We start from the raw sequence: 15,331 nt of genomic DNA, 5'->3' as shown, positions 1-15,331 counted from the left end.
CCGGGTGTCAAATCGAGATTTCTCCAAGCGGCTTTGACATTATCGCGCGAAAGCCGTATCTCGAATGTCCGCGCAGTTCTTTCGCGTCCGCCAGCATGGTTGGTCTTTTTGGTATAAACGCCATCGCCATTAACATCACCACGTGTCCACTTCACCGGCGCTCAACAGTGCCGTAATTTCCCCCGTAGCGTTGTTGAAAATCATGGCATTGATCTGGACGTTTCGACTGTTGCCCTCGACTACTACATTGACTCCGTTTCCGTTTCCCGGCATATCGAACGAAAGAGTGTCATCGCCCAGTGCTGTCGGTAGCGTAGCGCCTTGCGAGGCAACGGTGTGGCGGCACATTGAAGGCATCCCGCTACAACCTGCCGCCATATATTGCCTCCACATAAAGCGCACGCTAACGTCGTCAACCCTAAATCCCCGACCAACCGTAACGCGGAGTGTCTGACCCGCGGCGGGAGTGATGACACCTGTGGCAACCCTAAATCTTTGCGGCGGTTGCGCCCCGACGGGCGAATCCGAACTCATCAGCGATACTAAAACAAGGCTCAAAACGAGCGCGATTGATAATGTAATTTTTCGTTTCATAGTTTTTTCCTCTAAATTGTTTGTCTGAAAAAAGTCCGTCAAGCGATTAAAACACCGACTTATCGGTTGTAGCCGTGGACGGTTTTCGCTTGCTTATATGTATAGATGTATAGGAAATTTAAACCACCTATTTTTCTTGCCGGAGATATGGCGCTGAACCGGTGAGCGTGTCAATCCTCGGAGCGATTAGTGAAATTTGCGGTTTTTGCCTGGTCGGCTCCGGCGGCGTCGCTCGTAATGGCATGGATGTGCTTTCGGCGCGACCTGAAGCGCTGGGCCCATGACCTGGGCCTGGTCACTTCTTGCTTAGAACAGCGATAGGTGTCGCACGCTCTTGGGCCTCTTCGCGTTGTAAGCGAGCGCCAGGACCATAGCCTGCGAGAACCGTGCTGATTGTTTCCATGGTGTTTCCTCCTATGTTCTGGCGCGGTTTCGGGAGCGATCAACCACAGCTGCTTGCACAGACATAGCTTCGACGTGACTTCGAAAGCTTTCTTGGTTCGCTCCCTTCCGAAGCGAACCTTTACTGAATATATTTTCAGTATTTAAGGGCTTGTTGATTCCAAAGAGGAAGACGAGACAGTCTAGTTCCAGAAGGCAGTCTTATGATTTCGAGATTGGAACAATTGGTTGGATTAGAGTGTGTCCTTTTTCGGCAAACACGCATGGAGCGCAGCGAGCGGGCGATAGAGTCGTCCCCAGCCAAGATCAAAAAAACGCAAAAGCTCGCACCTCGATACTCTGTCGCGCCGGCGCGTTGGGCGGCGTGGTCGGATCATCGAAGGAAGTGTGCGGCGTAAACCGCGCCCGGCCGTCCTTTTCTGAATCAAAGACTTTAAATACCACCGCCTCGTCGCGCCGCATCTGCGGGAAATAATACCAGCGATGTTCGGGGCGATACTTCAATCGATAGGTCTGCCCCACCCGGTGCGGATAGCGCCGCTCCGCGACTACCAAATCTTTCGGCGCGATACTTTTCGCATCGGCCAGCGCCAACGGGTTAGCCTGAATCGGTTGATTGATGGCGCGCCACACTTGGATGATCGCAAAGCGGCGCGCCAGCAGCCTGTCCGCTTCGTCAGGCAGAACTTCGCGCACACGGTTCGGCCCCGACCACTCGGTGTAATCGTTATGCGCCGACAGCACCGGCTCGCGGATCAATTTTTCCTCGCGCTCCGCTTCATTCCCCGAGCGCAGCGTATGATCGAAAATCACCACGCGCGCAGCACCGGACTGGGTCTTTATCAGTTCTTCGATTTCAGGATAGTAAATCTTCTGCAGCTGTTCGGGCGCGAAAAAATCCGTCACTTTGGTTCTGTGCTCAACGAAAACAAATCCTTGCTCTTCAAGCGATAAGCGCTCGGCAAAGAGCCGGCCGTTGCAGAGCATCATCGGTTTCAACTCTTGGGTGCCTGAATTGCGCCGGCGAATATTATTTGGGCCAAAGGTCTCGTTGACCAATGGCTCGCCAGTTTCAGCGGTATATGGGATATTGACCGCCATTTCGGAGTCCATGATTCAAGCCTCCTTACGGACGACTTTTTTGCCCTGCTGCCGCCTCACTTACCACCGACCAATCGACGATTTTATCAGCCGGAACATGGGCCGGCACATCGGCCATGCTCAGAGCCGTCGCCAATCCTTTATCGGACGGAATACCGTTATCCGGCCAAATCTCTTTCACTATTTCGTAAGTCTTGCGGGTCATCTCCATATCCGGCAACCCCGCAAACGTTTTGAGCAGCGCCAGTGGTGATCTTCTTCATACCGAGGATTTTCTCGTAGAACGGAATCGTGTTGGCTGGATTCGGCGTGTAAATGGCGGCGTGTTTGATCTGCGCGAACATAGCGACAGGCCTCCTATCCTCCGACCGAGATTCTGGGATTGGGCTAAACTAGGACAAGGCCGGCGTTGGGTCAAGGATTCAGGCTTATGCGCCCTGCTCCGTCCCTCGAAAGCCCTCCCCTTCAATAGGAATTTCGAACGCATCCGCGAGCGCTAAGCCCCAATGCTGCAAGGTAGATCCTGGTCCGACCGCCCAAGAGAGATTGGACTCGCCGTTGCAATAGGAAGAGTTCACCACAACAGCGCCGATACAGCATCGAAAACGTGGACGCATAAACAACAGAGAAAGACACAGCCCGAGGTTCCACCAAGTCAGAGAGGCCAGGCAAAATGCCTGGCCTCTCTTGCTTTAGGAACAGCACTCAACGTTTCTTGTAGAGTTGATCGACAAAGCCTTCTTTGACCAGCCGATCGAGGATCGAGTTGTCCGCGAAGGTTTCCAGCGGCAAGCCCTTCCTGCCCATTAGTTCCAATGTCGCGGCTACCGCTTCTGGCTCCACACGCGGGATGCGGTCGAGATACTTTGCCGCATCGCTGTAGATTTCTTCCACTGCTTTCATCTCTTTGAGCCGCGTCACGCTGGCGATCGTACGGACGACGCGCTCTTTTTGCGCGCCATCGCGCACGACCACCACCCCTTCGAGATAGGCGCGCAGGACTTTCTCCATGGTCTCTGGCGAACGGCGCAAAAAGTCCCGTGAAACCACCAGTTGGCCCATCGAATATTGAATGCCAGAGTCAGCCAGCTCGACTAGAATGCGATAAGGCACGTCGGTGCGCAGCGTCGCTAGCACTGCGCCGTCGATCTGGCGGTGGCGAAAAGCCAGCCCCACTTCGAGGGTGCCGCCTAGCTGGCGAATATTGACCGCGTTCTCCAAACCTAAGCGGCGCAAAAGAATGCGCGTCAGATTGTCGGTGGTGGCGCCGAAGCGCGACACCCCGAGCGTCTTGCCACGCAGCTCATCGGTGCGGCTAAATTCCGGCTGCGCCCACAAGCGCAGGTACGGTCGATTGGCCAGGCTGGCCACCGAGACGATCGGCGCGCCACCGGCGGCGGCTGCGATGACCGCGTTGGCGCCGGCGATGGCGCACTGCACATCGCCGCCGAGCAGCGCCGGCACCATCACCGGGCTCGATGAGATGAAAACCAAGTTTGGCTCAACGCCGTACTTGCCGAACGCGCCGATCTCCTTAGCCATCCACAAACCCACCGCCGTGGGTCCGGTGGTTGAATAGCCAAGAGTGATTTTGGTGCGCTCCGCGGCGTGCGCGCCGGCGACTAGCAGGCTCACGCTGATCGCGATGAGAAGCATTCGGGCGCAAATTCTTGCCCAGTCGATCATGTCAGGTCTCCCGCCGACGACCCACGGCAACCAAGACATCAATCGCTACCTCGACTACCCACCCATCGGCGGCATCTTGGGAAATTTCGGCAGTGCGGGATTCATATGATCCCAAGGCTGCGCGCTCGAGGTAAATATATCCATGCTCGGTTTGTACTGGCTGGGATCGTCTAGGGTGGCAGCCGTAATCATGCCGAGGGCTGGCATGGCGCTGGTCTTGGCGAACAAACGGCTGCCGCACTCTGGGCAAAAGCCTCGGCTGAGCGTGTTGCCGCTATCCGCCTTGGTGTCGTGATACTTTACAGCGCCTGTGACCTTCAACGCTGCGGCGGGCACGCCTATGCAAGGATCGTAGGCCGCACCGGTTGCCTTCTGGCAATCGCGGCAATGGCAGTTGCCCATAAACAACGGTTCAGCATTGCACTCATAGCGCACTGCGCCGCAAAGACAGCTTCCTTTGAAGTTAGTTGCCATGTTTTTTCCTCCTCGTAGTTTATTTTCGCCGGGGTCGATGCTTTAAAGAATGTTACTGCCGCCAGTGCGGCGGGTAGGTGCGCTCGTAGTAGGGCAGCGTCTCGATTTGCCGCACCCACTTGGTGACACTGGGAAAATATTCAGCCAAAGGAGCAATTCTCAAGTCAAACGGCTTGGCCGCATCTTTCGCAGCCGCGCGCAGACAGAGCTGCACCAGCGGAAATACCGCGATATCGGCTGCGGACATGTCTTCACCGACCAACCAGGACGCACTCACAAGCTGCTCGTCGAGCCGCTTCAGCTCATCGCGAATCTTTTGCGCCGCTTCTTTTATCTCATCGACCTTGTCCAAGCCTTTACCGAAGAAAACCGGCCGGATCACCTTGTCGCCCGCGCTGGTCAAATACTCGCACTCCGAAATCGCGCGCCAAATCAAACCTGTTTCTTCCGGCGATTTGCCGAACAAGGGCGGCTCGGAGTACTTGCGGTCGAGATAAGCCATCATCGCCAGCGATTCGTACAACACGAAGTCGCCATCTTTCAGGCACGGCACTTTGCCGCGCGGGTTCAACTTCAAAAACTCCGGCGACTTGTGATCGCCTTTGGAGAATTCCAGCAGCTTCGACTCATAAGGCAATCTTTTCGCTTCCAAAGCCAGCATCACGCGCCACGCGAACGGACTGCCGCTGCCCCAATAGAGTTCAATCGCCATAAAACCTCCTAAATTAACCAACCAGTTGGTTTAATAATTGGCCAAGAAAAACGCCCTAACGGCCAAACACGGCGCGCAAATAGCCTTTAAAATGAAGCAGATTTTTCTCGATAACGTGAACATCCTGCTTCGCTTTAGCCAAGATCAACGAGCCCTGCAGGACCGCAATAAAATGCTCGGCCAACCCAAGGGTATCCAGCCGAGCGCGCGGCAGATGCATAACGCGCGCGGCATCAAGCTCCCGCTTCATGATGGCGCTGGCTTCCGCGAACCGCTGCTCGCATTGGCGGCGCAGCTCCGGGTGGGTCGAGGACAATTCCTGGGAAAAGTTACCGAGCAGGCATCCCTTGCGCGTCGCTGGGTGTTTAGAGTAGGCGATGAACGAATCGACCAGCGCACAAACCCGCTCTAAAGGATCGGCGCTGCGGTGCGCGCCCCGCCCGACCATCTCTAATTGGCGGTAAAAGAATCGATCGAGGGCTGCCTTCGCCAAGTCCTCTTTGCTCTTGAAATAGTGGAAGAAAGTTCCCTTGGTCACACCGGAGGCTTGGCAGATCTCGTCCACCGTCGTGGCGACGAAACCTTTTTCCAGCATGAGCTCCTGGGCCTGTTCCAAAAGCTTCTCCCGGGTCGGCGGGTTGATCAGTTTCGGTCTCAAAGGTTAACCAACCAGTTGGTATATTCATAGTGAAAACGCCTACCGGTTGTCAAGCGCTTTGGGCAACGGCCGAACGCATTTCGCAGCCGGAGCGCAATTCATTGCGCACGGCCGCGGCCGGGACAACGGGCGCGATCAATCGCGCCCTACCCTCGGAGTTTTTTGTATTTGGGTTTGCTTCACGGTGGTTCGTTGCGTTATAGCGTCGATAGACGATGGCAACGAAAAAGCCAATAACGCTCTCCATCAACGGCAGCGAAAAATCCTACGAAGTAGAGCCGCGCCTGCTTCTGGTCCATCTGCTGCGCGACGTTGCCGGGCTTACGGGGACCCACATCGGCTGCGACACGAGCATCTGCGGCGCCTGCACGGTCATGCTCAACGGCAACGCCGTGAAATCCTGCACCGTGCTCGCGGTGCAGGCCGACGGCGGCGAAGTGCTGACCATCGAAGGTCTGGCGCGCGGCGTGAAACTGCATCCGATTCAAGAGGCCTTTTGGGAGTGCCACGGTTTGCAATGCGGCTTCTGCACGCCCGGCATGATTCTGTCAGCTCACCAACTATTACAGCGCAACCCCAAACCGACCGAAACGGAAATCCGCCACGCCATCGACGGCAACCTGTGCCGCTGCACGGGGTATCAGCATATCGTCGATGCCGTGCAGCAAGCGGCTAAACAAATGAGGCCGAAGACAAAGAGCGTCAGGCGTAAGGCGTGAGGGGTTAGGCGACTCGAAACCCTAAACTCAAAACTTGAGCGTAGCGAAAGCGAAGCGAGATGCCTGTTAGCAAACTAGTCGGCGCGAAGGTTAAGCGCCGCGAAGATCCCAGCCTGATTCGCGGCGTCGGCGAATACGTCGACGACGTGAAGTTGCCGGGCATCCTGCACGCGGCGATTTTGCGCAGTCCCCATGCGCACGCCAAAATCAATCGTATCGCTGTCGGTGCCGCGCGGCAGCTTGCCGGAGTTGTTGCTGTCTACACTGGCGCGGAGCTGAAAAATCGCATCGGCACGCTGCCCACCACCGCCGACAACCCGACGCTGCGCATTCCCGATCATCGCGCGCTGGCAGTCGACAAAACCTGCTATGTCGGCGAACCGGTGGCAGCCGTCGTCGCTGAAGATCGCTACACGGCGCGCGATGGCGTCGATCTCATCGAAGTCGACTATGAACCATTGCCGGCGGTTACCGATCCGGAAAAAGCTTTGACGGCGGCCTCCCCGGTCATTCACGCGCAGTGGCCCGACAACTTGGCCTTTCGTTGGCAGCAGGAACGGGGCAACGTCGCCGGGGCGTTCAAGCAAGCGGATAAGATCGTCAAGCAACGGCTTGTGCACCAACGCTTGGCACCGATCGCCATGGAGACCCGCGGTGTGTTGGCCAACTATTCTGACACTCAAGGACTTTGCGTCTGGACGTCAACCCAGATTCCTCACCTTGTGAAAGGCCATCTCGCCAACCTGCTCAAACTACCAGAAACCCGAGTGCGCGTCATTGCACCGGAAGTCGGTGGCGGCTTCGGCAGCAAGCTCAACGTCTACGCCGAAGAGCCTTTACTGGCATTCCTCGCGCTAGAGTTGAAACGACCGGTCAAATGGATCGAAGAGCGGCGCGAAAATATCCAGGCAACCATCCACGGCCGAGGCCAAGTGGGCGAAGTGGAAGCCGCGGTGAAGAAAGATGGAAGGGTTCTCGCCCTGCGTTACAACGTCATTGCCGACATTGGCGCCTATCACCAATTGTTCACGCCGGCGATTCCGCCGTTTACCGGCTTGATGCTCTCGGGCTGTTACAAGATTCCGGCAATCGGCATTGCCGTCAGAGCCGCATTCACTAATAAAATGTCAACCGATGCCTACCGCGGCGCCGGCCGGCCCGAAGCAACTTATGTCATCGAGCGTTTGATGGATCGCGTCGCCCGGGAGTTAAAGCTCGATCCCGTCAAAGTGCGCCAGCGAAACTTTCCCAAACCCGCCGAGTTTCCCTTCAAAACCGCGACAGGGCTTGTCTACGACAGCGGCAACTATGAGCTTGCCTTGAGCAAAGCGTTGAAACTTGTCGGTTACGACAAACTGCGCGCGGAGCAAAAGCGCGCCCGCGGCAAAGGCCGCTACCTTGGTATCGGAGTTTCCACCTACGTCGAGATCTGCGCCATGGGCCCGGGCTTTTGGGAGTACGGCAAAGTCGATGTCAAAGCGGACGGCAAAGTCAAAGTCTATTCCGGCGCGTCGCCCCACGGCCAGGGCCAGAAAACTTCGTTTGCCCAGATCGTCGCCGACCAATTGGGCGTCGACTTCGACGACGTCGAAGTGCTGCACGGCGACACCGGCACCGTGGCAAAAGGCATGGGGACTTTCGGCAGCCGCGCCACGGCAGTCGGTGGCATCGCGATTTATCACGCCGCCGAAGAAGTTAAAAAGAAGGCGCAGGAACTGGCCGCCCAACTATTGGAAGCCGCAACCGAGGATGTGGTCTTCAGCGATGACAAATTCATCGTCAAAGGCGTGCCGCGCAAAGGCATGACGATTCAACAAATCGCGCGCCAAGCTGCGGCCGCCAATCTCGCCAGCGAAATTTCCGCCGACTCGACCTTCGAACCGTCTAACTTTACGTTTCCCTTCGGCACTCACATTTGCGTCGTCGAGATCGAGCCCGAAACCGGCCAAATCGAAATCAAAAAATATCTCGCGGTGGACGATTGCGGCAAAGTGATCAATCCCCTGCTGGCCGACGGACAGGTCCAAGGCGGCATTGCCCAAGGGCTCGGACAGGCGCTCTATGAAGCCGTGGTCTACGACGACAACGGCCAACTCACCACCGGCAGCCTGATGGACTACGCAGTTCCGCGCGCCGCCGATCTGCCGCGCTTTCAGCTCGCGCACACCGAAACACCGACGCCGGTAAACCCGCTCGGCATCAAAGGCATCGGCGAAGCCGGCACCATCGGCTCGACGCCCGCAGTCGTCAGCGCGGTCATTGACGCGCTGGCGCCCCTCGGCGTCAGCCATCTCGACATGCCGCTGACGCCGCAGAAAATCTGGCGTGCCTGCCAGGCGAGCACGGCTGCGAAAAAGAGAGTGCGCAAGTGATAACGCAAATGGTCGGACAAAGAATTTGCCTCGCGCAAAGGCGCAAAGGACGCAAAGAAACGATTTCTTTCCGAACTTGGCGTCCTTTGCGAGCTTTGCGCGAGGTTTGCTCTCCGAGTGAGACGACCCGATGATCCCGACCGCTTTCGATCACATCGCACCGCGGACGATCGACGAGGCGCTGCGCGCCCTCGCGCAGCATGGCGACGACGCCAAACTGCTCGCCGGCGGCCATAGCTTGCTGCCATTGATGAAACTGCGGCTCGCCAACCCGACGCTGCTCATCGATATCGGCAAGATCGCCGAGCTGAGAGGAATCCGCCAAAAAAAGGACAAGATCGTCATCGGCGCTCTGACAACCCATTATCAAATCGAAAGCTCCGCACTGCTCAAGAAGACTTCCCCGCTGCTCTGCGAGACCGCGCGCGCCATCGGCGACGTGCAGGTGCGCAACCGCGGCACCATCGGCGGCAGCCTGGTGCATGCCGACCCTGCCGCCGATTGGCCGGCGGCCATGCTGGCGCTCGGCGCCGAGTTCAACTTGGTCGAGGCCAATGTCGAGCGCATCGTCCACGCCGATGATTTCTTCATCGGCCCAATGACCAGCGCCACCGCGCCGACGGAAATTCTGAGCGAGATTCGCATTCCCTTGCCCCAGCGCCGCACCGGCAGCGTCTATTTGAAAATGCCCCAGCAGGCCTCCGGCTTCGCCATCGTCGGCGTCGCCGCCTGGGTTCGAGTGAATGGCAAAGGTAGCTGCGAAGACATCGGCATTGGCGTGACCGGCTTGGCCGACAGACCGTTTCGCGCCGCCGCGGTCGCCGACCTGTTGCGTGGCAAAAAACTCACCGACAAACTGATCGTCAGTGCCGCAGCGACAATCGCCGATGCTCTAGAACCTCTCGAAGACCTGCACGCCAGCGCCGACTACCGCGCTCATTTAGCAAAGGTCTACGCAGCGCGCGCCGTTCAAGAAGCCGCGCGGCGCGCCGCCAAGTCGCGCTAGCCCGAATTATTCATGCGACCGGGAAAACCCATGACACTGTGTCGATCGAAGTGGAACTCTGGAGGAGCGCAGGCATCAGCGCAAATCGTTCGGTTTAATGCGCCGATGCTTGGCATCTCTTCGACCTTTTCACTGCGATTCGCAGAGCAGGGCGACCGCCGGTCGCCCCCCTACAAGGCGGCGTCGAAGCGGATATCTGTTGCCTTCGCTCCGGAAGAGTTTCACTTCGATCGCGCCGCAGCGATGAATAATCCGGGCTAGCAGATGTCTTTCAGCGTGCGTCAAAGTCCCTCTATATTCTCGCGGCTCAGCCACACTTCGACGGTGGCAGCGCTGTGCGCGGCATGTTTGTTGGTTGGCGTCCATTACAGCAGTAGCAACGCCCAACCCAGTGCCGACGAACGGGCCGCAGAGCGGCGACAGATGGTGGATGAACAGCTGCGCGGCCGTGACATCCGCGACTCGCGTGTGCTCAAGGCGATGCTGACCGTGCCGCGCCATCTCTTCGTGCCCGAGCCGCAACGACAGCTCGCCTATGGCGACTTCCCGCTGCCGATCGGCCATGGTCAGACTATCTCGCAGCCCTACATCGTTGCGTTCATGACCCAAGAATTGGCGCTGGAACCGGCTCACCGCGTGCTCGAGATCGGCACCGGTTCCGGCTATCAAGCGGCGGTGCTCAGCCCGCTGGCAAAAGACGTTTACACCATCGAGATCGTCGCGCCCTTGGCCGAGCGGGCGCGGCGGACGCTAGCGGATCTACATTACAAAAATATTCATGTGCGCACCGGCAATGGCTATCTTGGCTGGCCGGAACAGGCACCCTTCGATCGCATCATGGTGACCGCTGCGCCGGACGAGATACCGCCGGCCTTGGTGCAGCAACTTAAAGTTGGCGGCTTGATGGCGATCCCGGTTGGCACTGGCACCCAAGAACTGCGCATCCTGCGGCGCACCGTGTCGGGAATGGAAACGCTGCGCACCCTTCCCGTGCGCTTCGTGCCGATGACGGGCAAACCGACAGAGGAGAAGAGTCCTCGCAAAGATTAGGGTTAACTCTGCTGCCGCGCAGCGTTAAACGAAAAAGCATCGTAGGCGCTGCCTTCGGGAATCATGCGAATCGTTTCGTCTTTGGCAGCATCGTAGTTTACGCCCACAGGGGTTTGCCCTTTCTGCACGGCTTCGATCTGTTCGCGCAGCAGTTTGCGAAACATGATGATGCCGCGATCGGCTTCGCCGAGGTGCTCCTTCGAACGATCGGCCAATGGCCCCTGGGTTTCCCACGCCATGTGGTCCTGGCTCGTGAAATTATCCATATGGAACTCGCCGGCTTCATTGGTCGTGCCGACGTATTCGATGGGAATATCATCCGGCTGCGCCACCGGCTTGCCGTCTTTGCTCGGGCTGAAACGCAGTTGAAAGACTTGCGTGTTGTGATCGTCGATCGGCGTGCGGAAGTGCATGGCGTAGCCGATGCGCACGGGGACAAATAATATGTTGGGAAACACCAGCGGGTGCGGCGTCTCCGGCGGCGCGTCTCTGTCCTCGAAGATGCGCTGCTTCTGAATGCCGGCCCAGGTGGGCTGCACCACCAAGTCGAAATCGACCTTGCTCACCATGCGGTAGTGAAACGGCACGTGGTCGGGATCGCCTTTTACTTTTAATGTGTGCGAATGGAGAAAATAGGTATGCGTCGGGTCGACGGAATTCTCCATCGCCTGCAGCCAATTGCAGCGCAGCGTCTCGCAAACGTCGACCGATTTTTTGGCGTCGTCGCGCATCAACAAGTCCCACTTGGGTGGCAGCGGCTTTTTTTCCGGCGGCCCCATGTAGGCAAACAACAGGCCGCTGCGCCGTATCACCGGATAGGCGGGATGCTGAATCTTGCCCTTGAAGTCGGCCTCGGGGTTTTCAAACGGTTGATCGAGGCACTTGCCACAGGCATCGAATTTCCAGCCGTGATAGGCGCAGCGAATACCATCGTCTTCAACGAAGCCATAATAGAGCGACACGCCGCGATGCGAGCACTTCTCGGCAACCAGCCCATAGTTGCCACTGCGATCGCGGTACAAAACCAAATCTTCACCGAGAATCTTGACGCGCTTCTTAGGCTTGGCCGCGGTGAGTTCGCCCGACGCTGCGACCACATGCCAATAGCGGCGCAACAACTCGCCGCCGGGAGTGCCGGGGCCGACCTGGCATAGAAATTTATTTTCTTCGTGACTCAACATAAGTCCTCCGAATCATGACAAAACAGAAACACGGGAAACGGAAAGGTTGCGGATCTCAAGAAGGCGATCTTATAGGCCAAAGCGATTCCGGATTTCCGTTTTCCACTTTCCGCGTTTCCACTTTTTTCAACCCTGCGACTCTTCCAACTCTGGATAATGGCGAAAGATCCCGTTCTGGTTAAACGCCAAGCGTCGTGGCGAGGCTAGATACTTGGCAAGCCGCGGCCGCGCTTTGACTTTGTCATGAACATGGACCACGCGTGGATGCTTCGGCTCCTCGCTCGCCATCGTGCGTGGGAACGCATAGCGCAAGCCCTCGACCATCTGAAACAGCGAGAGATCGGCATAGCAAATTTTCATACCGAGCAAGAAGTCCGCGCCTTTGGAATTGTGGTTGAGAATCTTTTCGTAGTAGCCGAGAAATTTGGGAATTCGCTGCGTGCGAAAATAGAAAGCCCGCTTCGCGCACTCGGGCTTTTGCTCTTCGTAATAGAGCGCATTGGCGATCGGATGATGGGTCAAGCCGACTTCGGCCACCCAGTCGGTGATCGTCAGTTGTAGCTGATGCACCCACAGCCGCGCCGCCTCGCTCTTCGGCGCGAGGCCTATGCGCGGTCCCAAGTATTGCAGGATATTGGCCGTCTGCCCGATCATCAGCTTACCCGCTTTGAGAAACGGCGGCGCGTAGGACGGGTGCTCTACTTTCGGATCTTCAAGAATCTTCATGATCCCCGGCCGACCGAAATTGGGGTCGCGCGCCACATCGACGTAATTCGCCCCGGCATCTTCTAAGGCAAGCCGAACAAACTCACCGCGCCCTTGAATCGAAGGCTGGTAATAAAGTTCGTATTTCATCAAAAACCCTCCGAACCTGTGCGTCCTCAGCGCCTCTGCGCGAGATAAATCCGAGATAGACTCGGTTTAGGGTAGCGGCGGCACTTTGACGATCGTCGAGCCATCGATGCTGGCAATCGTCGGCCGGCCGCACTTCGCCATGGTGATTTCGATCTCCTCTTTGAGCAGATCGAGCACGCGCACCACGCCTTTTTCACCATCCACCGCCAAACCCCAAAAGAGCGGGCGACCGATGAACACGGCGCGCGCTCCCAGCGCGATCGCCTTGACCACGTCGGCGCCGCGCCGAATACCGCCGTCGAGATAAACTTCAAGTCGGCCCCGGCCCGCTTCCACGGCTTCCTGCAACACTTCCACCGTCGCCAACGTGTTGTCGAGATGTCGGCCGCCATGGTTGGACACGATCACACCGTCGGCACCGACGTCGACGCACAACTCGACGTCTTCACCGGTCAACACACCTTTGGCCACCACCGGCAAAGGCGTGGCGTTTTTGATCCATTCGAGATCGCGCCAGGTCGCCGCCGGATCTGAGCCCTCGCCGGCTCGACCTGCCGGTCGCGGCGTGTCTTTGCCGGTTTTGGGATAGTTGACCCCGCGCGTGCGCTGGTAGTTGTTGCGGATGTTGCGCTCACGCTTGGGCGGCCACTGCGAATCCAAAGTGACAATGATGCCCTTGTACCCTGTGTCTTCGGCGCGCTGCAACCATTCTTCCGTCATGGCCTTGTCGCGAAACGGATAGAGCTGCACCCAGAGATTTCCTTTGGCGGCCTTCGCAATGTCTTCGAACGAGGTATTGGAATTGGCGCTGACCGCGAGAATCGTGCCACGCGCCGCGGCGGCGCGATAGGTTGCCAGCTCACCATCGGGGTGAGCGCGCTTGTGGCCGCCGCAGGGCGCGATCAACACCGGCAATTTGACTTTTGTGCCCTGCACGGTGGTCGAAAGATCGAGCTTACTGACATCGCGCAAGACGCGCGGGCGAAACGCCCAGCTCGAGTAGCCGCGCCGGTTGCGATCGACGCTGATCTCATCGGTCGCGCCACCGGCGATGTAGTCGTACTCCTCTTTCGGCAGCCGCTCTTTCGCCGCCGCTTCATAATCAAAGACATTTACCAGAGGTGCAGTTGCCATGAGCTTCCTTCACTTTAAGATTTTTCGCGCAAACTCGCCGGCGGGCTCGCGCCAGTTGACGATCACATCCTCACCGTAGAAGCGGGTCTTCTCGAACTCTTCCGGCGTCGTGATATCCTTCGCCGCCGGCGTGTTGTGACGCGCCAGCCATTTGGTATCGACGTCAAAACGTCGGCTGCCCTGTGTCAACGCCCGGCCGTAGAGCTCCTGTCCTTCTTTGCTAAGGAGCCAGTTGAGATAGACTTTCGCGGCATTGGGGTGCGGCACATTGGCCATCATTGCCACCGTGCCGAAACCGTTGCTGCCCGCTAGTCCTTCCTTCATTGCCGGCAAAACTTTGATCGGCAACCCATTCTTGATGAAGGGTTCGACGAAACGTTGCGCCACCGCCAGGGCGATCCACACGTTGCCCTTGGCCAGGGCGACGGCGATCTGCTGGCCGTCGCGATGAATGTAGAGATTCTGCTCGGCCAGTTTCTGCAAATACTCCTTACCCTTGGCTCGCATCAGATACCCCCACAGCCCCTGGCCAGCGCTCGGCACGCGCGGCTCAAACATGCCGATCTTGCCCTTCCACTTGGGCTGCAAAAGATCGTCGTAGGATTTTACGTCGCCGGGCGAGACCAGCGACGAGTTGTAAAATGGCGGCACGGAGAAATCGGCCGAGAAAGAATAAATAAAGCGATGGCTCTTAACGTTGTCTTCCCAGAGATGGCCGCCCCACCATTGTTTGGCGTCTTTCACTTCCGAGAGAATAATCTGCTCCATGAAGGGCGCCAGCATGTTTTCATTCTTGAGCGGCTGCAGCGTGCCCGAGCCGCCATGCAGCACATCAAAAAATTTCACACCGGCTTTAAATTCCGAAATCGCCCGCTGCGCATTCTGCGGACCGGGCGCGGAAAGGAGCTCGAGCTCAATGCCGAAACGCGATTCGAAGGTGTCTTTAAACTGCTTGCGCAGCACCGCCGTGGGCGGCCCGCCGGCAACCACTTTGCCTTCCTTCTTGGCCGCCTCGATGACGCGCTTCCATTCTTCTTGCGCTTCAGCGCCGTACACCGTGGCGCGCCCGCTCACCAGGCTCAAAAGCATCATCCACAAGAAACATTTCGCCCACCAACGAACCATGCAGCACTCCTCTCCAAGTGACAGCTTCAGATCGCTATTGGACCTGAAACTTCAGAGTTTTCAAGAGGATGGTGCAAACCGCCATTGGACATTTTGGCCGCGCCGGAGTATGAAAACTGACTTTCGTCGGAGGGGTCATGAAAACTCTGTTGGTTCTGTTAGTGTTCACGCTCTGGAGCGCAAGCCCGAGCCAAGCTCAAACACCCTTTTATCAAGATAAAACCATCACCGTGGTCTTGGGCGGCCCTCCCGCCGGCTCGGC

Annotated in this window: 15 protein-coding genes; 4 read left to right on the top strand and 11 right to left on the bottom strand. The window is 57.7% G+C overall.

Annotated elements, in window-relative coordinates; genetic code table 11:
• Window positions 1-135: 135 nt before the first annotated feature.
• From FJ145_22455 to FJ145_22425, 7 genes are all read right to left on the bottom strand, one after another.
• Entirely contained in the window at window positions 136-594 is a 459-nt protein-coding gene (locus FJ145_22455) for a hypothetical protein (GenBank protein ID MBM4264172.1), read from the bottom strand.
• Window positions 595-1,302: 708 nt separating this feature from the next.
• Window positions 1,303-2,109, bottom strand: a complete 807-nt coding sequence (locus tag FJ145_22450; protein ID MBM4264171.1) for a methyltransferase — start codon at window positions 2,107-2,109, stop codon at window positions 1,303-1,305.
• A gap of 146 nt (window positions 2,110-2,255) precedes the next feature.
• Window positions 2,256-2,441, bottom strand: a complete 186-nt coding sequence (locus tag FJ145_22445; GenBank protein MBM4264170.1) for a hypothetical protein — start codon at window positions 2,439-2,441, stop codon at window positions 2,256-2,258.
• A gap of 361 nt (window positions 2,442-2,802) precedes the next feature.
• Window positions 2,803-3,822 (bottom strand): ABC transporter substrate-binding protein, encoded by a 1,020-nt coding sequence (locus FJ145_22440; GenBank protein ID MBM4264169.1) that lies wholly within the window; start codon window positions 3,820-3,822, stop codon window positions 2,803-2,805.
• A 15-nt stretch (window positions 3,823-3,837) separates the two neighbouring features.
• The gene (locus FJ145_22435) at window positions 3,838-4,257 is read right to left on the bottom strand and encodes a GFA family protein (protein MBM4264168.1); all 420 of its coding nucleotides are present in this window, start codon (window positions 4,255-4,257) and stop codon (window positions 3,838-3,840) included.
• Between the two features lie 52 nt (window positions 4,258-4,309).
• A complete protein-coding gene (locus FJ145_22430) occupies window positions 4,310-4,969 on the bottom strand; it encodes a glutathione S-transferase family protein (GenBank protein ID MBM4264167.1) in 660 nt (219 codons plus the stop codon).
• 55 nt (window positions 4,970-5,024) lie between these two features.
• Window positions 5,025-5,627, bottom strand: a complete 603-nt coding sequence (locus FJ145_22425) for a TetR/AcrR family transcriptional regulator (GenBank protein MBM4264166.1) — start codon at window positions 5,625-5,627, stop codon at window positions 5,025-5,027.
• A gap of 215 nt (window positions 5,628-5,842) precedes the next feature.
• Here FJ145_22425 and FJ145_22420 point away from each other — a divergent pair, with 215 nt between their 5' ends.
• The 4 genes from FJ145_22420 (at window position 5,843) to FJ145_22405 (ending at window position 10,774) form a co-directional block, all read left to right on the top strand.
• Entirely contained in the window at window positions 5,843-6,346 is a 504-nt protein-coding gene (locus tag FJ145_22420; GenBank protein ID MBM4264165.1) for a (2Fe-2S)-binding protein, read from the top strand.
• 59 nt (window positions 6,347-6,405) lie between these two features.
• Complete coding sequence (locus FJ145_22415) at window positions 6,406-8,718, top strand: xanthine dehydrogenase family protein molybdopterin-binding subunit (protein ID MBM4264164.1); 2,313 nt, start codon at window positions 6,406-6,408, stop codon at window positions 8,716-8,718.
• A 130-nt stretch (window positions 8,719-8,848) separates the two neighbouring features.
• On the top strand, window positions 8,849-9,724 hold the full coding sequence (locus tag FJ145_22410; GenBank protein ID MBM4264163.1) for a xanthine dehydrogenase family protein subunit M: 876 nt from the start codon (window positions 8,849-8,851) through the stop codon (window positions 9,722-9,724).
• A 264-nt stretch (window positions 9,725-9,988) separates the two neighbouring features.
• On the top strand, window positions 9,989-10,774 hold the full coding sequence (locus tag FJ145_22405) for a protein-L-isoaspartate(D-aspartate) O-methyltransferase (protein ID MBM4264162.1): 786 nt from the start codon (window positions 9,989-9,991) through the stop codon (window positions 10,772-10,774).
• A gap of 2 nt (window positions 10,775-10,776) precedes the next feature.
• Here the strand turns inward: FJ145_22405 and FJ145_22400 are convergent, their stop codons facing one another.
• The 4 genes from FJ145_22400 to FJ145_22385 all read right to left on the bottom strand — a co-directional run bounded on the left by FJ145_22400 (window position 10,777) and on the right by FJ145_22385 (window position 15,069).
• On the bottom strand, window positions 10,777-11,955 hold the full coding sequence (locus tag FJ145_22400) for an aromatic ring-hydroxylating dioxygenase subunit alpha (GenBank protein ID MBM4264161.1): 1,179 nt from the start codon (window positions 11,953-11,955) through the stop codon (window positions 10,777-10,779).
• Between the two features lie 126 nt (window positions 11,956-12,081).
• The gene (locus FJ145_22395; GenBank protein MBM4264160.1) at window positions 12,082-12,810 is read right to left on the bottom strand and encodes a glutathione S-transferase; all 729 of its coding nucleotides are present in this window, start codon (window positions 12,808-12,810) and stop codon (window positions 12,082-12,084) included.
• Between the two features lie 66 nt (window positions 12,811-12,876).
• On the bottom strand, window positions 12,877-13,944 hold the full coding sequence (locus FJ145_22390) for an alpha-hydroxy-acid oxidizing protein (GenBank protein MBM4264159.1): 1,068 nt from the start codon (window positions 13,942-13,944) through the stop codon (window positions 12,877-12,879).
• A 9-nt stretch (window positions 13,945-13,953) separates the two neighbouring features.
• The gene (locus tag FJ145_22385; protein ID MBM4264158.1) at window positions 13,954-15,069 is read right to left on the bottom strand and encodes an extracellular solute-binding protein; all 1,116 of its coding nucleotides are present in this window, start codon (window positions 15,067-15,069) and stop codon (window positions 13,954-13,956) included.
• Between the last annotated feature and the right edge of the window lie 262 nt (window positions 15,070-15,331).

The organism is Deltaproteobacteria bacterium, from assembly GCA_016874755.1.
GTDB lineage: Bacteria > Desulfobacterota > Binatia > UBA9968 > UBA9968 > DP-20.
Note: the sequence above shows the minus strand (reverse complement) of the source record. Positions and strands in the feature narration are given on the sequence as shown.